We start from the raw sequence: 18523 nt of genomic DNA on the forward strand, positions 1-18523 counted from the left end.
CCTACCTCCGGAAGTTTATTTCTTTGAACATGTCTACTACAAAGTTAATGAGTTGATTGACTAAGCCGAACATGAGAATACCGATAAACCAGATGATCAATATGCCGATGATGCTCAGCACCGTGATCCATATCATTTTCATCAACTCGAAATCATGAACGATTCTGACCTTCAGCAGCAGCAGCCAGCATACCCAATAAACGGTGAAATTGATCAGGAACGAATAAATCGAGCTTTCATCCAGCGCCAAAATATTCGTAAGCAGCGTAATCGGGATAATGAAAATTGCATACGGCACCAGCGCAAACGCGCTGCCGACGAATACTTCCTTGAACTTCCCTTCTCCCTCAAGAATGGCGCTGACGCCCCAATTGGACACGGTCCAGGTTAACCAAGGCACAACGATCCAGATCAGCTCATGCACGAACGAAATCTCGTAGGTTTCCCTTGTCTCAAATGCGTAGCCCGTAATTAGAATCGCAATCATTCTCGCCAAATAAGCGAGTGCGACAATGAAGAGCGCCTGCCCCCACTTAATGCGGCCCGGCTCCTGGATGTCATGGTAGAAATCAATCGGGTGCACGAGCACCTGCCGCATCATTTTAAACGTTGCGATCATGGGGCACCCCTCCCTTCATGCCAACCGCTCTTGCGGTATTGCGGGCTGCCAGAAACGCAGCTGTCCTTCTCCACAGGAATGGAATGACATAGCGCAAGGCAACGATAAGCACGATAATGGCTAAACAGATCCATGCAAAATGCTCCCTGATATATTCCTTCCGATATTCCTTGAACGCAACCGAATAATCGAAGCGCGATCTTGCCAGCTCAAAATAAGTCATGGCATCCTTATAGTTCTCCGCTTTATAGAGCGATTTGCCGATGGCCAGATAAGCGAGATCGAAGTTTGCATTCAAATGCAGCACCTCGTTCCACATTCCCTCGGCTTCCTTATAGCGTCCGTCAACGAACAGCCGCGAAGCATCATGCACGAGATCAGCAAAGGGAGTCGTCCGAAACAGATCGATCCGGTTACGTCCTTTGTCTACCACATAAACCGTGCCGTCCGCCGACTGCGCAAGGCTCGACGGCGTAATGAACAAGCCGTTCTGATCCCCAAGCCCGCCGAACACGAACAAAAAATTGCCCAGCTTATCGTATTGGTACACCTTGCTGGATTGCAGATCGAGCGCGGTAATCACGCCGTCCTTGTCGACAGCCAGATCAAGGAACGAAGGAACCTCAAACGGGCCTGCATCGAAACGTCCGCCGTACCTTTTCGGAACGACATTGAGCGTATCGACGCCGACAGGCGACAGCCGCTTCAATTGATTCATTTCCGTTCCGAGTGTGGACGTGTAAATAAAGCCTTCCGCATCCTGCACCGCATTGGAGAACTCAAGCGGCTTCACCACCGACAGCTTTGCCTTCTGCTCATCCGTCGCGACAAGCTTCACGAACAAGCGGCTCCAGCTGAAGCCGACGTGATTCGCGCCGTAAAAGCCTTTGAATTGGCCGTTTGGATCAATTTGAATGAGTCCCTGCGTGTTGCCATCGCTCACGACAAACATATAATTACGCTTATCGACGAGCAGCTTCGATGGTGAATAGGAGAAGGTTGCTCCCAGCAGCGGGCTTTCTGGCTTTCCGTACTGCTTTACGAATTTGCCGTTTTGATCAAAAATCGCGATCCGCTGGTTTTTCGTATCGGCTACATAGACGGTACCATCCTGCTTTACATAAACGCCCTTCGGCTCGTTCAGCATGCCGTCCCCTTCGGCATCGCCAATGATTTTCAGCACCTCGTGATTCGCATCCAAATGCACGACGCGGCTGTTGCCGGTGTCAACGACATAAATCGTTCCGTCGTCCGCAAGGAAAACATCCTCGGGTGCGTTAAACGGCCCCGACGACAAGTTATATCCATCAATCGAGCTCTCGTACATGTAGCCGTTAATCGAATGAACGTCTTCGCCCAGCTTGTTCCTCGTATATCCCTCGTAAGGAGAGGCGGCGAACGTTTGAACCGGCAGAGCTGTAACTAACATCAGTAAAGCGATAGCCGTACTGACAACGCATCGGAATATCGTAACCTGCTTCATCCCGGTTGTCCTCCTACTCTTTCAGACCTGAATGCGCCATCGTTTGCAGCACCAAGCGCTGAGTGACGATAAAGACGATAATCGTCGGCACAATCATCAGTAAACTTGCGGCCGCCAATGTTCCGACACGCGCGACCACGCCGTATCCGCCGCTTAATGTCTGGATCGCAAGCGGCAAGGATTTCATATCCTGATCGGTCGTATAGACCATCGCCGGATACGGATCATTCCATGCGGATATAAAGCTGAATAAAGCAAACGTAGCAATGGCCGGCTTCAGCATCGGCATGACGACAACCCAGAATACCTTCCATTCGGATGCGCCGTCCATGCGGGCCGCCTCCAGCAGAGCATCCGGAATTTGGCGCAAAAACTGCGTCATCAAAAACATCCCGATCGGAGCGGCCAAATACGGCAATATCATCGCCCAATACGTATTGATCAGGCCGATTTTGCTGATAAGCAAATATTGCGGGATTTGAACGACCATCGGCGAGAACATGATCGCGAGCACGACCATGTTAAAAATCGCGCTGCGGAACGGCATGTTATGCTTCGCGAGCGGGTAAGCCGCCATCGCCGATACGATAATGCCGAAGCCGACGATACAGGAGCTGATCAGCAAGCTGTTAAATATAAACCGCGAGAACGGAACGCTCGTCGTTCCCGTAATGAGCAATAGATCGCGAAAGTTGATCAACGTCGGGTTGTTCACGAAAAACCGCGGCGGGAATAGGAACAGCTCGCTTGTCGGTTTAAAGGCGGTAGATACCATGTAAACGAGCGGTGCAAGCATCAAAAGACCGAACAACGTTAGAAATAAATAGAGGAGAAAGCCGCCCCAGTCCTTCCTGCCTTTTACTGCGCCAGTCATATCGGTTCAGTCCTTTCCTAGCCATTTGAATATGAGACGGTTCAGTCCGATCATCATGACGAACAGCACGACCGCGATGGCCGCAGCATAGCCCATCTCAAACTTAATAAAGGCGTAATCGAATAAATGCGTCAAAATCGTATGGCCCGCGTACAGCGGACTCGGCAAGCCGACGAGCTGGACACTGACATCGAATACGGTCAGCGAGCTAACGACCTGGAGCACCGCGCCGAACAGCAGCTGCGGCTTAACCGACGGTACCGTAATATAAATGAGCTGCTGCCATCTATATTTGATACCGTCAATCTCTCCTGCCTCATACAAATCCTTCGGTACGTTTTGAAGACCGGCAAGGAAGGCCAGAAAGCCTACGCCCATCGACATCCACAAGGAAACGATAATGATAACGGGAACGATCGAATTAATATTTTGCAAAAACAAATACGGCTCGTCGATAATGCCCAGCTTCGATGCAAAATAGTTGAGCAGTCCTTTGCGGTCGCCCGCAAACAGATAGAGCCAAACGACCGACATCGCCGTTGCGCTCGTTATCGATGGCGTGTAGTAACAAAGCGTATAGAAAAAGCGGTATTTTTGCGGGATTTGGCTGATGAGCCAAGCCAGCAGAAACGCCATGACATAGCCGACCGGCCCTGTTATGAACGCGAATTTCAAGGTAATGCCAATCGCTTTGAGGAAGATATCGTCATCTACGAACAAGAGCCTGTAATTGGAGAGGCCGATAAATCTCGGCGCCTCCAAAATGTTGTAATACGTGAAGCTCAGAACGACCGATGTGACGACCGGAACGATCGTAAACAGCGTGAACAGGATGAGGAACGGGGCGAGAAACAAGTAGGATACCTTGTTTCTCTTCATTTCCTGCCACAGCAAGGACATTTTGCCCGGCTTGCGGAGGCGCTCCGCTTTTGGAGTGTCCACGGTTATCGCCGCCGGCTCTGTGTTCATTTTCACGGACTATCGCCTCCTTTTGAAGCTGCCTGATCGGCGGGTTCTTCGTTTAAGCCAAATTCTTCGCGCTTCTTGCGCAGTTCCTTATCGATTTCCTTAACGCCTTCCTCCACCGCTTCACGCGGTATTTTGCCGTTCAGTACGATTTGGTTCCAAATATTCGCGATATGCCTTGTCGTGTAGTAACCGCCGATAACGACCTCGCGTTCCTTGAACCATTCCCACTGCTCCAGGATGGCCTCGATATCCGAGGACTGCCAAGGCATACGCTGCAGCGCTTCGATATTGGCCGTATTCCATCTCGCCTCGACGCCGAGCAGCGCTTCCAGCTCAGAGCCGAATCTTTCCTGCGTATCCGCGCTCGTCCACCACTTCAGGAATTCCCATGACTGTTCCTTCATGTCCGTGTCTTTGAAGATCATGCCCGTTTGTGCAAGGCCCCCGGTCGAACGGTTAATTTGTCCGTCCTCCTGCTGAATGCCCGGCATCGGCTTCATCCCCCACCAGCCCGTCAGCTCCGGCGCTGCCGTAGACAGCAGTACATAGGTCGAGTAATCCGCTACCCCGATCGGCATTTCACCGGAACGGAAGCGGTTATAGAAGTCCGCTTGCTTCGAGATTTTAAAGTTCGTGAACAGACCCGTCCACAGCTTGAACGCCTCCATCGCTTCCGGCGAATCGAGGTTCGAGAATTTACCGCCTTCACGGTAGAACTCGCTGTTCTGCTGGAATAGGAACGGAGCGAATTCATTGATTGCAAGGGCCGGATTGTTCGGCGCATGCGGGTAGAAGAAGTCCATCCCGTTCTGCTGCAAGATAGGGATAAGATCCATCACTTCCTGCCAGGTGTCCGGAATTTCTTCCTCCTTTATGCCCAGCTGCTGCATAATATCCTTGCGATAGAACAGCATGTTGAAGTTTTGATTCTCCGGCAGGGCATAGCTGCCGCCGTCATATTTGTAAGGAATGAGCGCGCCTGGCCTGAAGCGCGCGGCTACCTCATCGTAATCTTCGTACTCCTCGAGGTTAACCAGCCCGTTCCGGACGGCGTAATCGATCGGAATTTCGCCCTCTACGCCTAGCGCGACATCCGGCGCGAGGCCGGCTGTGCTCGCAAGCAGAAGCACTTGCATTTGCTGTGCCGGTATAACGTTGACGTTTACTTTAATGCCCGTCTCCGTCGTGAAATCCTCGTCAATCATCTGCTTGATGATATCGACCCAATCACGGCCCCTGGCTACCCATACGTCGAGCACCTGCTCGTCTTCGTAGACATTGCCGATACCGCCGTAATTTTTCGTAAAGGAGCTCGTAAAGTCGTACAGCATCGTGCCCGTTCTCGCCACCCATCCGGCGGCAGGCTTCGGCCAAGCCGTATCCGGGGATTTAATGATGAGATAATCAAGCAGCAGGCTTTGCTTGCTCAGCCCGTTCACCCATGTCCCGAGCGATGCCTGCAGATCATTGAACTGCGGCATTCTTCCCGGAATGGAAGAGGAATCCTCTGCCATGCTCAGCAACACATCCCGGACTTCATAAAGCGTGCTCACCTCCGAGCTGCCTTCATCGACGCCAAGCGCGTACAGCCCCTTGATCGTTTCATCGAAGCTTTTCGCCATCAACTGCAGGCGCGGCACCAGGTTCGCAATATTTTGCTCCAAGCGCCAGTCGCCGTTCGGGTCGGGATTCGTCCCGGTTACTTGAATGACCTCGCGTCCCAGAAGAGACATTTTGCGCGTCGTATCCGTAACCGTCTCCAGCATCCGGCCAAGCGCTCCGACCTGCACTTCCATGCGAATCGTATGCTTGCCCTTCTCCAAATAATAGAGATAAGGCTCATTGCTCTCGCTATTGCCGCCAAATTTGGAAATTTGGAATTCGGACTTGTAAGGAAAGGAAATTTCATTCATTTCTTTAAAGGGCAGCTTGCCATCGATCGTTACCGTTCGTTGTGTCGGCATGCCGTTCAGAAACCATTGCCCGTAACGGGCGCCAATCTCATACAAGCCGCTCTCCGGCACCTCGACCTCCCACTCTGCCCATTGTCCCCCCGTCCGCCAGCTCGCTCCGCCGAACGTGTTGAGCACGATCGAATCTTTCTTGAACGGCTCCGTTGCCGGCTCGCGGTCCTCGATCCGTTTGAGCGTGGGATCTGACTTCAAAGTCGAGAGCTCCGCTTGTACTTTTATTAGCTGGCCCTCGGTTTTCTTATAGCCCTTCTGCTCATACGCGGCAGCCACTTCTGCATAGGTCGGCAATTGTACCGGCGAGTAAATATCGATCTTCCCGATTGCAGCCGGCTCACGCACTGCTTGTATGCGAAGCGTGTGCTTGCCCTTCGTCAGGTAGAACCGGAACGGATCGTACGTTTTCCCTTCCGAATCACGGAATTCCCGGTACTGCCAGCCTGCAGTCTCTTCCCTGCGAGGATTGAATTCATTGTTTTGATTATCGAACCAAGGCTCGCCTGCTTCCTTCCACATCCTCTGGAATTCCAGCTTTTTGGCCTGGTAAAAAGGATACTGCCCGTCGATCTGCACGCTGCGAACAACCGATGAGCGTTTGCCCTCCATAGCGTAGTAGCTCATCCCCATCTGATAGTAGCCGTCCTCCGGCACCTCAAAGGCATAATCCGCCCAGCTATCTTCATCGATTAGCGCCAATGCTTGGCCGGCTTGACCGCCAAGGCCCGTTTCAATTCGAGTCCCCGCCTCGCTGATCGCTAAATAATCAGTTGAAGCCAGCGTCACGTTGAAACCCTTCGTATCCGCTGCACCCTGCTCATTCCAGCTGTCCGCATATTTATTAAAAGACGGCTCCAGCTTGCTGCTGGCGTCTTCACCTTCCAAAATTGACGATTCATCGATTCCCGCATCCAGCGCAATTCCAGCCATTGCATCATCGTTGTAGCCCCTTGAATTATTCCACCACAAAAAGAAGCAGACTAATGCGGCAATGACAACCAATGTTACCTTATACTTACTTAGCCAACGAATCACCAAGGAGCACCCCCTTGCCATACTAGCGTAAACGGCTGCCGTCATTCTCAGGCGGTTCAGCTATCGTTTCGCGATGAAAGTTAAATTTCCGGTCGTGCTGAAATGCCGAATCATCCTCCGCTTGGAAGGATGATCCGGATCTGAACGGCACTGATTACTGTAAGAGCTATTGCGCAAGCTCCTTCAACAATTTTTCTTTTTCAGCCTTCAGCTTGTTCTCGATATTTTCTTGCGTTTGCTGAATCGCTGTTTTGGAATCGATGTTTTTATCAAGCGCAGCGAGCACGCCTTCTACCCATAGCGGCCATGCCAAGCCGTCAAGACGAGTGTAGCGTCTTACCGGAATCAAGCTCGCAAGCTCATTGTAGAACTTGTAATCCTCTTGGTCGCCAAGGTACGGGTTCGTGTGGTTGATGTACCATTCTTGGCTAGTAATATGCTTGTAGTCCGGTTGAACGGATTGCTCAATCCAAAGCTTCCATGCTGCTTCGGAAGTCGTAATGAATTCCACGAATGCCCATGCCGCGTCTTTGTTTCCGCTTTGCGAAGGAATAACGAAGGTCGATCCGCCCATGCCTACGTTCAGGCCGAAAGGCATTGTGGTTGCTCTCCATTTGCCCTTTTGATCCGGGAAGTTGATTTCCAGGTCACGCGCGCCGAAAGTTCCCGCTACGTACATCGGGGATTCGCCCTTTTTCACGCGCTGCTTGCCTTTGTCGCTGTAGATGCCGTCATGAGGAGCAATTTTCAATTGGTTAACTTGCTTCGAAATATCAAGGAATTTCACGAATTCGTCCGTATTCCGTATCCAGTTCATTTCGCTGTCATAGTAGCCTACCGAGTCACCAAGCCAGTGAACCGGTGAATCGCGCCATTCCATCGAGTACTTTCCGTTTGCTTTCAAGGTTTGAGCAAGCGTGAAGAAATTGTCCGGGTCTTGAATGTACTCGCCAAGCTCGGCTGGATCGGAAGGCAGGCCCAGCTCTTCGAAAATGTCTGCGCGGTAGTAAGTGACGGCAGGCGTAACATCCCACGGCATACCAAGCAATTTGCTGCCGTCGATGGATGACCAGCGGTTCCAGTTGTACTCGGACACGAGGCTTTGGTATTTGCCGGCGTCATATTGCGGCTGAAGCAAATCCTCCAGCACGTTGCCAGTGCTGTAACGGGTAAATTGGCCTTGCTCGACCAGAGCTACATCCGGTGCGCCTTTTCCTGCTGCCAAAGTCGTTTGCAGCTTATCATGCAAATCTGCAAACGGCACAAAAATCGTTTTCAGCTTAATGTTTGGATAAACTTCGTTAAATGCCTTTTGGAGAGCTGCATCCTTTTCTTTATTGTCGAGGAACGTCCAGAACGTTACTTCTCCGGAGATGGATGGATCGACGGTCGATTTGGCAGCCGCATCCCCGGATTCCGCATTTTCTGCTGCCGGCTCGTTCGTCGCCGCTTCGTTCGTGCTTCCTGCATTCGCAGGCGTATTTTCCGTGCCGTTGTTGACCGTGTTCGTTCCGGCACCGCTGGAGCAGGCTGTAACGAGCATGATCAGTGCCAACATAAAAATGAAAGTGCTTGCCATCTTTTTCATCTAAATTCCTCCTTTATTTTTTAGAAATAAAGCGTTTACAATTCATCTCTTAAAAGATATAGTCATTAGTACCTGACACGTTTTTCGAGTTTGATTCCATTCCTTTGATTAACTAATTTATTAATCGCCATTCAAGCATTGTTTTAACAAAATGATTTCTTATGCCTATCATGCTGTCCTGACTCCCCTTGATTAGCAGCCGTTACTAACGCGATTGGATCATGCAATACCCTATTGGCAGCAATCCCAATTTACGAATACGATAAGCAGTGATAGGATTCACACTCCCAGCTGCTTCATAAATCGTTAATTTATTAACCGTAAAGCGCGGCATTGGATTAGAGAACCAATAATCCCGCATGCTGAATCGGCTCACGCTCACCTCCAAAAGAAATAGCAATTATATTAATCGATTAACAACTTTGTTACACGATTAGTTTAACACGTATTCCCATCTTTTCAAGCCCCAAAATTTCATTTTTCAATATTTTTAGTAAGCGTTTTCTATTCCCGTCCCCTCATACCTGCTCAGAATCCGCATAACAAAAGGGTTTTCCATGCCTGCGCTCCGTAAAAAAAACATAAAAAAATCACCCGTTTCCAGGTGATTAGCATTTATATAAAGGTTATCGGACTTTCCTTTATCATTCGGCCTCGACCGTAAACGGAATAATAAATGTTTTTCCGTTCCGTTGAAATTGGCCCCATATTTTGTATAAGCCCGGCTCCGGGAAACTCGTTGAGAAGTCGGCGGTCGGCCCGCTGCCATTCCCGTCCTTCGGATGAACATGCAGATAGCGTGTCAGATCCTTATTCAAAATAACGACATGCCCGATCGCGCCTAAATAAGGCTGCAAATCGGTAATCGGCTGCTTCGTTGCCGCATCGTTAAACGTAAAGGTCAAATCCGCCTCTTCGCCCGCTTTGAATGAGGATACCTTTAATGCTGCCGTAATGCCGTCAACGCTTTTGGTCAATTCCGCATCCTTCTCCAGCGGCTCTGCGGTTTCCTTCGTCCCTGCAACCTTGAGTGTCGATGTAATCGTCGTCTGGGCGGAGCCTGTAGGAATAAAATCCGCAAACAGCTTGTACGCTCCGCTCTTGGCGAAGGAAGCCGCAGCCTCGAATTTGCCTTCGCCCGCATATTCCGGGTGAATATGCATGAACTCAGCCATATCTTCGCTAACAATGATCAGATGCATCTGCTTTTCATGGTTGACCTCATATTTCTCAATCGGCTTGCCTGCGTTGTCATACAAAAACAACTCGATATTCGTCTCTTCTCCCGGCTTCGGGTTCTGCGGCGAAAAACGCCATTCTTGCGACAGATCCGCGGCTGGCTTTTCCGAGGCGTCACCATCACCATCGCTGCCGTGACCGCTATGGCTGTCGCCGCCTGCATTCCCGTTCTCGCTGGCAGGATGTCCGCTATGCTCGTTTGCCGCCTCTTGATTATCCGAAGCATGCTCTGCATGCTCGTCGTTAGATGCGCTGCCGCAGCCGGCAGCAAGCAAGCTTAGCACGATGATAGCCGCAGCAGCCGTACGCTTTCTATATTTCATTTTTCCCGATGCTCCCTTATTCATATCGTATTATCGCATCCTTTGCAGCCTGAGCGCGTTCAACACTACGGATACCGAGCTTAATGCCATAGCTGCTCCTGCCAGCCATGGAGCAAGAAAACCGGCTGCGGCAATCGGTATGCCGATGACATTGTAGGCGAGCGCCCAGAATAAATTTTGTTTGATATTAGCCATGGTAACCTTGCTCATTCGAATGGCGTCCGCGATGCTGTTCAAATCGCCGCGCATCAGCGTGATGTCCGCGGCCTCAATCGCCACGTCGGTCCCTCCGCCAATCGCCATCCCGATATCGGCCGCGACGAGCGCAGGCGCATCGTTCATGCCGTCGCCGACCATAGCTACCTTGCGTCCCTCCGCCTGCAGCTCCTGAACCGCCTTTGCCTTCTGCTCGGGCAATACCTCGGCAAGAACGCGTTCAATGCCGACAGCCTTCGCTACCGCCCGTGCCGTTCGTTCGTTATCCCCCGTCAGCATAATGACCTCGAGTCCCATCGCCTTCAGGCGGGCAACGGCAGCCGCCGACGTTTCCTTTACCGTATCCGCTACCGCAGCCATGCCCGCATATTGTCCGTTGACCGCGATAAGCATGACCGTTTTTCCTTCCGATTCCAGCTCCTGCTGCTCTGCTTCTGCCTTTTGGACATTCACGCCGTGTTTCTCCATCAGCCGCCGGGTCCCTACCAGCAATTGTTGCCCGTTAACCAGCGCCTCAATCCCAAAACCGGGCACCGCTTCAAAATGCTCCGCCTCCGGCAGCGCAATCGAGCGAGCCTGGATCCCTGTCACAAGCGCTTCGGCAACGGGATGCTCCGAGTTTTTTTCCGCTGCTCCGACCCAGCTGAGCAGCCGTTTTTCCTCAAAGCCTGCGGCAGTCCTAACATCGGTTAATTCAGGTTTGCCTTTCGTGACGGTACCCGTCTTATCCAGCACCACCGTATCAATATGATGCGTGCTCTCCAAATGCTCTCCGCCCTTGAATAAAACGCCGAGCTCGGCCGCTCTTCCCGATCCGGCCATAATCGAGGTCGGAGTCGCCAGACCAAGCGCGCACGGGCAAGCAATAACGAGCACCGCAATCGCCTTCTCCAGCGCATTCCCCAGCTCGCCAGGCTCAATAATCAAATACCAAACCGCAAATGCGGCAGCCGCCAAAATGGTCACGATCGGCACAAAGATCCCTGAAATCCGGTCGGCGACCCGCTGAATAGGCGCCTTTGAGCCCTGTGCTTCCTCAACGACCCTGATGATCTGAGCGAGCGCCGTCTCTTTGCCGACTTTTGTGGCTTGCATCCGCAGCGCGCCGTTTTTGTTGATCGTAGCGCCAATCAGCTCATCGCCTTGGCGTTTCTCGACCGGCATGCTCTCTCCCGTGAGCATCGCTTCGTCGACGGTTGACGAGCCGTCCAGCACGATACCGTCGACGGGAATTTTCTCGCCCGGCTTTACGAGCAGGATATCGCCCGCGATTACGTCCTGCGCGGCTATGCGCTGCTCTACTCCATTCCGAATCACGAGCGCCGAAGCGGCTTGCAGTCCCATCAGCGTCTTGATCGCTTCGGAGGATCTTCCTTTCGCCAAAGCCTCCAGCAGCTTGCCGAGCACGATCAAGGTAATGAGCACCGCGCTTGTCTCGTAATAAAGCTCCGCCTCATGAGCGCCGTGCCCAGACGGGTTTAATGTCCGGAACGTCTCGTATAAGCTGTAGAAGAATGCCGCTGACGTTCCCAGCGCTACGAGCACATCCATATTGGCGCTGCCGTTCCGAAGCGCTTTGTAAGCACCCACGTAAAACGGCCAGCCGATAATGAACTGAACCGGCGCAGCCAGCGCAAGCTGAAACCAAGCATTCATAAACAGCTGCGGCACCGGCAGGAAGCTTGTGAATGCGAAATGTCCCGCCATCGCCCACAGCAGCGGCAAGGAAAGCGCGATGGCAGCGGCAAGCCGCAGCTGCTGCCGTCTAATTTCTTGCTTCTTGTAATCACCGGCGTTCTCGTTTGAATCTGCCGTCTGCTTAATTGTGCCATAACCTAAATCAATAATTTTTTGCTCCAGCTTAGCATCATCTACCACAAGCGGATCATAACGAACCGACGCCCGCTCCAGCGCCAAATTTACATTGGCCTCGACGCCTTCCATCCGATTGAGGCCTTTCTCAATCCGATTCGCGCAGGCCGCGCAGGTCATTCCCGTAATTTGAATGGTCGTTTGCGCTTTATCCATGCATGCTCACCTACCGGCACTATACCCTCATGGGGTATATATTTTTGTAAAAAAAGAGAGGCTGGGCTCAGCCTCTGCTTGCTTGATCATTACGCGATGCCAAAGGCTTAAACCACATCGTAGCCTTGATCCTCGATGGCTGCTTTGACGGCTTCAAGCGTTACTTTGCTTTCATCAAACTCGACCGATACCTTCTTGCCCGCCAAATCAACCTTGCCTACGGCACCCGCATTGCCGACTGCTTTCTCAACTGCACTTACGCAGTGCCCGCAAGTCATTCCCTCTACTTTCAATACTGCATTAGCCATTTTATAATTCCCCTCTCCGTCTATTTCATTAATTTGTTAACCGTAACCAGCAATTCATCAATCACTTCGCTCTCGCCAGCTTGAATGCGTTCAATGACGCAGCTTTTCATATGCCCCTCAAGCAGCAGCTTTCCTACGCTGTTTAGAGCGGATTGCGCGGCCGCGATCTGATTCAGCACATCATCGCAATACGTATCTTTCTCAATCATGGCTTTTACGCCCCGAATTTGTCCTTCGATTCGATTAAGGCGTTTCGTTAAATTGTCTTTCATCTGCTCCGAGTGATGGCTCTTGCGAGGAGCAGCCGAATCGCAGCATTCTGCGGAAGAATCCTCGTGCACTTCCTTGTTTGCCGTGCTTTTATTCATTCTACATACCTCCATGGGGTATATGCTTCTGAACTCAGTTTAGCATACCCCCATAGGGTATGTAAACACCATTTTTAATTTTGTGTTTTTATTCCATTCCTGGCACTTTTATTATGGTGGGCAATATGCTACGATCCTCGTAAACAACTGTAAACCACATCTAATCGGAGGAATAGCAGCTTATGGATTATTATGCACATGTCAAATGGTTCACAGACGTCGTCCCGGAGAAAGTACCGATCGCCGCCGTGCTCTCACCTTTTTTCATGACACTGGCCCTGTTTGTTGCGGTTCTCCTGGCGGTACTGACCCAGCTATTGCCGGCGATTTCCAAATCGAAGCTCTCGACGCGAATTGACAGCGAGCTCGATAAGCTTAGAAAATATTCCTTGCCGATTCTCAAATACGGCACTGCCGCATCGCTGCTCATTCAAGCCGCTTCGGGAACGCGCTTCGCGCTTGAGTTCGAGCTGACAAGCGGTTGGCAGACCATCCTCATGTGGACAGCAATCGCGCTACTGCTTATTCCGCAGCATTATGCGACGAAGATAGGAGCGCTTGCCATGCTCGTCTTGTTTATTGACACGGGCATCGAAGCCGGACTGTTCCATATGCTCGATTACGGCTTTTATCTAGCCATTATCGGCGTCCTTCTCCTCGAGAGAACCAAGGAATCTGAGTGGGGCTTCCCGCTTCTCTACTTAGGAACCGGGCTGTCGCTTAGCTGGGTCGCCGTGGAAAAATGGATTTATCCCACGATGGCAGAGGATATTATCGCCAACCATAACGTGCCGACGTTCGGCTTCGAGCCGGCGCTGTTTATCGTCATGGCAGGGTTCATCGAATTTATTGTCGGTTATTTGCTTGTCGTCGGCATTTTGAACCGGCTGTTATCCGTCGTGTTGACGCTTATTTTCATCTCAACGACGATGCTGTTCGGCATGATGGAGCTTGCCGGTCATTTTATGATCCATATCGTGCTGATCCTGTTTATTATCGAGGGCGCCAGCTTCTATAAGCCGCCTGTCTCGATGCACCGAACGGTGATCGATCAAATGATATTCGTATCGCTCAACTTTATCTTTGTGCTGGCTACCTTCGTGCTTATTTATTATCGCTTCGCTTAACTTGAAAAAGAGAGGATTAACCCTTATGAAAAACGTGATCAATTTCGCCCACCGCGGCGCAAGCGGCTGTTGTCCGGAAAATACGTTAGCTGCATTTCAGAAAGCTTTAGAGCTGGGCGCCACAGGTATCGAGACCGATGTTCAATTAACCAAGGACGGGCAGGTCGTCGTCATTCATGATGAATCCTTGGCAAGAACCGCAGGCTTAAAAAAGCTTGTAAAAGATACCGAGTATGAAGAGCTTTCTTCGCTGGACGCAGGAAGCTGGTTCGCCCCAGCATTTCATAATCAGCGGATACCCACGCTTGAGCAGCTGCTGGAGCTGCTCAAGCCAACCGACATTGTTCTCAATATCGAGCTCAAAAACGGTTCGATCCCCTACCTCGGCATCGAGGAGAAGGTTATCCGAATGGTTCGGGATTACCGCATGACGGAACGCGTTATTATATCGAGCTTTAATCATTATTCGCTTGTGGCCTGCAAGCAGCTTGCGCCTGAAATCCGTACCGGTATTTTGTACATGGAAGGACTTTACCGTCCATGGGATTATGCGGCGTCGCTCCAAGCCGATGCGCTGCATGCCTATAAATTAGCGGTAACGCAGGAATGGGCAGCAGAGGCTGCTGCGCACGGCATCGTCTATCACCCTTTTACCGTCAATGATCCATCTGAAATGGAGGCGCTGATCGACGCCGGCGCGGCAGGCATCATTACCGATTATCCAGATCGGCTGGCAGAGATTCTGGCAAGGAGAGGAGCAAGCGCAGGGTGAAAAAAACATGGCTGCTCGGATTCGGTTTTTTCAGCATCAGCATCACATGGGCGCTGTACAACGCCTTTGTCCCGTTTTTCCTCGATAATTTTTTGAAAAGCACCGCACTTATCGGGTTTATGATGACGATCGATAACTATTTCGCTTTATTTTTACAGCCATGGATCGGCAGCCGCAGCGACCGCACAAACAGCCGTTTTGGCAAAAGAATTCCTTACCTGCTTATCGGCATGCCGCTCGCCGCCCTGTTTGGCGCGTTGATTCCATGGCATACCAGCCTACTAACGCTGGTTTTGTTCATGGTCATGATGAACCTGTCGATGAGCTTGTACCGCTCTCCAGCCGTTGCGCTTATGCCGGATATCACGCCTGACAGCAAACGGACGCAAGCAAACGGCATTATCAATTTTATGGGCGGCATCGGCTCCATCATCGCTTTTGGCGGAGGCTCGATTCTTTACGAGAAGCACGCTTCGCTGCCCTTCCTTACGGCATCCGTATTAACGCTGGGCTGTCTTGTCATTCTCTTCTTTGCGATTAAGGAACGGCGCGATTCGATTGCCTACAATGCGAACGAAGAGAAGACCAAAATCTCCTTTAAAGGACAGCTGACCCGCTCGACTCTCTTTCTGCTTGGCGCGATTTTCTTCTGGTTCCTTTCCTATCAAGGCGTTGAAGCCTTCTTTACCTTATATGGCAAAAACCACCTGCAGCTGACCGAAGGGCAATCCTCCTTCTCGCTCGCTTTCTTCTCGCTCGCCTTCGTGCTTGCCGCGATTCCAAGCGGCCTGCTAGGCAACCGCTTCGGCAAAAAGCTTATTATCACCCTTGGCGTCATCGGCCTCGTCTTGATTTTCGCCGCCATTTCATTCGTTGATTCGCTGCTCCCGCTTCGGGCACTGCTTCTAATCGGCGGCATATGCTGGGCTATGATCAACATCAATTCCTATCCCTTTATCGTTTCACTCGGCAAGGAGCAAAGCATCGGTACGCGCACCGGTATCTATTATTTGATATCCTCGCTTGCAGCCATCGCTTCTCCGCCGCTGATGGGCGCCTTGATTGACCTGTTCGGCTATTCGGTCTTATTTTATTTCTCATCGGGGGGTATGGTTATCGCTTTGCTCTTTCTTCTCGGGGTTAAGGATAAAGGCTTGGCAAGGACAGCGGAAGATACGGCTGCGACGACAAGTTTTTGACCCCAAAAAAGCGCAACAAAAAATCCGGCTCCGCGTCGTTATATGACGCTGCCGGATTTTTTTGTTGGCGATTAGTGGATGCTGCCCTTGCTGAAGCCGCCGCCCATGACGTCGGAAACATGCTCGATGGCAATAAAAGCATTCTCATCGATGGATTGCACAATAGATTTTAGCTTAGCCAGCTCCAGACGGGATACGACGCAATAGATCATTTGCGTCTCATCCTTCGAGTAACCGCCTCGGGCCTGAATCAACGTTGTGGTGCGGCCAAGCCGATCAATGATCGCTTGCGATACCTCTTCGTATTCGGATGAAATAATCGTAACCGACTTGGATTCGTCGAGACCTTCCACGACGATATCGATCAATTTAATGGCGATATAGTATGTAAACATCGAGTACATAGCCGAATCCCACTCAAAGACGAAACCGGCGACTACAAAAATAACCACGTTAAAAATCATGATAATCTGTCCGACCGGCATGCGCAGCTTCTTCGAAATAAGAATCGATACGATCTCCACGCCATCCAGCGATCCGCCGAATCGAATCGCAAGACCGACGCCCACTCCGAGAATAAGTCCGCCGAACAATACGGCCAGCAGCTTCTCCTCCGTGAATGCTTCAACATGATGGAGCAGCGAAGTTGTAACGGACATGACAATAATGCCGTACAACGTCGAGATCGCGAAGGTTTTCCCTATTTGCTTATAACCGAGAATTAGAAACGGTACGTTTACAATGAACAAGAACACGCCTAGGGGAAGCGAAGTTAAATGCGCCAGCATAATCGAGATTCCGGCAATGCCTCCGTCGATCACGTTGTTCGGCACTAGAAACAATTCCAAGGCAACGCCCATTAGAACCGAGCCGATCGTAATGAATATAAACCGTTTAAAAATTTCTAAAGATGATAACCCCTTATGTACCTTTGCCAACAGCTCAACCTCCGTTTTTTCTTATTCTATCCTTTAACCTTAGCACAAAATTGGAATTTTCTCAAAAATGCATGTACCCCGTTTAGAACATATGCCGCATACTCACGTCCCTATTCCGCCACAATAACGAAAAGCGTTTCCCTGCAAAAAAGGAGAGTTCAAATGAAGCTGCCGTTCATTATTATCGGGTATGCCATATCCAATTTGATCTACGATTACGTCATGAATCTGTTTGACGGCATGACTTATCTGGAAGCCTGGTTCAGCCTAGGCACGTATTTCATCATGCTTACGACCGCGGAATACCTAATGATCTTTATAAGCCTGCTGGTGCTGATCCTAAGCCTGTTTCCCCCGGCCCTCAAGCAGCGCTTTGCTTCTTTCTCCGCGCCAAAGCAACGATTAATAGAACGACCGGGATCGCAGTCTGAAAAGGAAATGCCACGTAAGGGTTGATGATGTAGCCCTCGATATAGTTTTCAACCGAATTTTCCGCAACCATAATCGAGGAGAAAAAAATAATAATGCCAAGCGGAACCACAACAGCCTGAATCCCCTTCAGCTTCCACAAATCGGTCACGGCCATGACGGCCACGTAAAAATAAACAACGGCCTTAAAAAAATAACTGATGACCAGCGTAGATATCGATATGCCATCCATTTTCTGAATAAAATCCCCGATGTTGATCTTCGAAGTGGTCGCCAAAAGCGGTATCGTCGATCGGCTAAGCAGATCCGGGCCAAGCACCGAAGCGTTAAGCGCCATCGTATAGCTCAGCACCAGACCCGAGAAAATGGCGGCCATGACGCCAATCTTCACTACCGAACCCGGTTTTCTGGTATCGACATACGGAAAAAACATCATGACTACGACCAGCTCGGCATAGGGCAGGAAATAAGTAAGCGGAATCGAGTTAATGACCGTTTTCCACCCATTTTCGAGTAAAGGCAGCATGTTGTTCACATCAATGATATTCGAGAAAATGACGAATAAATTCCCGAGTACCCCGAGAACCACCATAACGATTAAAAAAGTAACGATCGTCCGCGTCATGGCTTCTATCCCCTGATAGACGATATAGATCAATGCAATCGCCATTAAACACAGCAGCGCAATAAGCGGTGTTTCGTCGTAAACAGCAATGGACATGACATTGCCGATTCCGCGAAAGTTACGCACCGATTGATACATGAAGTGGACGCTGTAGAGGAATACAACCGGTTTTCCAATGTAGGGTCCGAGGATTTTGGGCACAAACGTTGTGAAGGGTTCTTTCGGATAGAGCATATAGAGCTTCCCGTAAACAAGCAGGATACAAAGGCCCGGAATAAGTCCGAATAAGATGGCTATCCATGTATCCTGTTTAGCGGTCCCGCCAACGCCAAGGGCTATTACCCCGCCTAACTCAAACATGACGATGATGCTAAAAAATTGAAGCCCGCTGATTTTTCCTGATTCCATAGGCAATC

15 protein-coding genes are annotated in these 18523 nt (G+C 50.7%); 3 read left to right on the forward strand and 12 right to left on the reverse strand.

The window, feature by feature from the left end:
- Window position 1 precedes the first annotated feature (1 nt).
- The 10 genes from ACN6MW_RS07795 to ACN6MW_RS07840 all read right to left on the reverse strand — a co-directional run bounded on the left by ACN6MW_RS07795 (window position 2) and on the right by ACN6MW_RS07840 (window position 13017).
- On the reverse strand, window positions 2–619 hold the full coding sequence (locus tag ACN6MW_RS07795) for a YIP1 family protein (protein WP_419874956.1): 618 nt from the start codon (window positions 617–619) through the stop codon (window positions 2–4).
- Window positions 603–2102: a hypothetical protein gene (locus ACN6MW_RS07800; protein WP_419874957.1), complete on the reverse strand. Its 1500-nt coding sequence runs from the start codon at window positions 2100–2102 to the stop codon at window positions 603–605. The genes ACN6MW_RS07795 and ACN6MW_RS07800 overlap by 17 nt, the downstream gene beginning before the upstream one ends.
- Window positions 2103–2115: 13 nt before the next feature.
- Complete coding sequence (locus ACN6MW_RS07805; protein WP_364145858.1) at window positions 2116–2976, reverse strand: carbohydrate ABC transporter permease; 861 nt, start codon at window positions 2974–2976, stop codon at window positions 2116–2118.
- 6 nt (window positions 2977–2982) lie between these two features.
- Window positions 2983–3945, reverse strand: coding sequence for a carbohydrate ABC transporter permease (locus ACN6MW_RS07810; RefSeq protein WP_364147263.1), 963 nt, complete (start codon window positions 3943–3945; stop codon window positions 2983–2985).
- 2 nt (window positions 3946–3947) lie between these two features.
- Window positions 3948–6947, reverse strand: coding sequence for an extracellular solute-binding protein (locus ACN6MW_RS07815; RefSeq protein ID WP_419874958.1), 3000 nt, complete (start codon window positions 6945–6947; stop codon window positions 3948–3950).
- A gap of 166 nt (window positions 6948–7113) precedes the next feature.
- Window positions 7114–8535: an ABC transporter substrate-binding protein gene (locus ACN6MW_RS07820; RefSeq protein ID WP_419874959.1), complete on the reverse strand. Its 1422-nt coding sequence runs from the start codon at window positions 8533–8535 to the stop codon at window positions 7114–7116.
- 644 nt (window positions 8536–9179) lie between these two features.
- Complete coding sequence (locus ACN6MW_RS07825; RefSeq protein ID WP_419874960.1) at window positions 9180–10097, reverse strand: hypothetical protein; 918 nt, start codon at window positions 10095–10097, stop codon at window positions 9180–9182.
- A 30-nt stretch (window positions 10098–10127) separates the two neighbouring features.
- Entirely contained in the window at window positions 10128–12341 is a 2214-nt protein-coding gene (locus ACN6MW_RS07830) for a heavy metal translocating P-type ATPase (RefSeq protein WP_419874961.1), read from the reverse strand.
- 107 nt (window positions 12342–12448) lie between these two features.
- Window positions 12449–12649 (reverse strand): copper ion binding protein, encoded by a 201-nt coding sequence (locus ACN6MW_RS07835; protein WP_364145848.1) that lies wholly within the window; start codon window positions 12647–12649, stop codon window positions 12449–12451.
- A gap of 20 nt (window positions 12650–12669) precedes the next feature.
- Window positions 12670–13017: a metal-sensitive transcriptional regulator gene (locus tag ACN6MW_RS07840; RefSeq protein WP_419874962.1), complete on the reverse strand. Its 348-nt coding sequence runs from the start codon at window positions 13015–13017 to the stop codon at window positions 12670–12672.
- A 182-nt stretch (window positions 13018–13199) separates the two neighbouring features.
- Between ACN6MW_RS07840 and ACN6MW_RS07845 the strand changes: the two genes are divergently transcribed.
- The 3 genes from ACN6MW_RS07845 to ACN6MW_RS07855 are packed head-to-tail and all read left to right on the forward strand — an operon-like array spanning window position 13200 to window position 16115.
- Window positions 13200–14144, forward strand: a complete 945-nt coding sequence (locus ACN6MW_RS07845) for a DoxX family membrane protein (protein ID WP_419874963.1) — start codon at window positions 13200–13202, stop codon at window positions 14142–14144.
- 25 nt (window positions 14145–14169) lie between these two features.
- On the forward strand, window positions 14170–14916 hold the full coding sequence (locus ACN6MW_RS07850; RefSeq protein ID WP_419874964.1) for a glycerophosphodiester phosphodiesterase: 747 nt from the start codon (window positions 14170–14172) through the stop codon (window positions 14914–14916).
- The gene (locus ACN6MW_RS07855; RefSeq protein ID WP_419874965.1) at window positions 14913–16115 is read left to right on the forward strand and encodes an SLC45 family MFS transporter; all 1203 of its coding nucleotides are present in this window, start codon (window positions 14913–14915) and stop codon (window positions 16113–16115) included. Before ACN6MW_RS07850 ends, ACN6MW_RS07855 begins: the two co-directional genes overlap by 4 nt.
- Before the next feature lie 71 nt (window positions 16116–16186).
- Here the strand turns inward: ACN6MW_RS07855 and ACN6MW_RS07860 are convergent, their stop codons facing one another.
- Both ACN6MW_RS07860 and ACN6MW_RS07865 read right to left on the reverse strand, forming a co-directional pair.
- Window positions 16187–17053, reverse strand: coding sequence for a YitT family protein (locus ACN6MW_RS07860; protein WP_419874966.1), 867 nt, complete (start codon window positions 17051–17053; stop codon window positions 16187–16189).
- 361 nt (window positions 17054–17414) lie between these two features.
- The gene (locus tag ACN6MW_RS07865) at window positions 17415–18515 is read right to left on the reverse strand and encodes a GerAB/ArcD/ProY family transporter (RefSeq protein ID WP_419874967.1); all 1101 of its coding nucleotides are present in this window, start codon (window positions 18513–18515) and stop codon (window positions 17415–17417) included.
- Window positions 18516–18523 lie beyond the last annotated feature (8 nt).

It is taken from the genome of Pristimantibacillus sp. PTI5 (genome assembly GCF_048572955.1).
Classification (GTDB): Bacteria; Bacillota; Bacilli; order Paenibacillales; family Paenibacillaceae; genus Pristimantibacillus.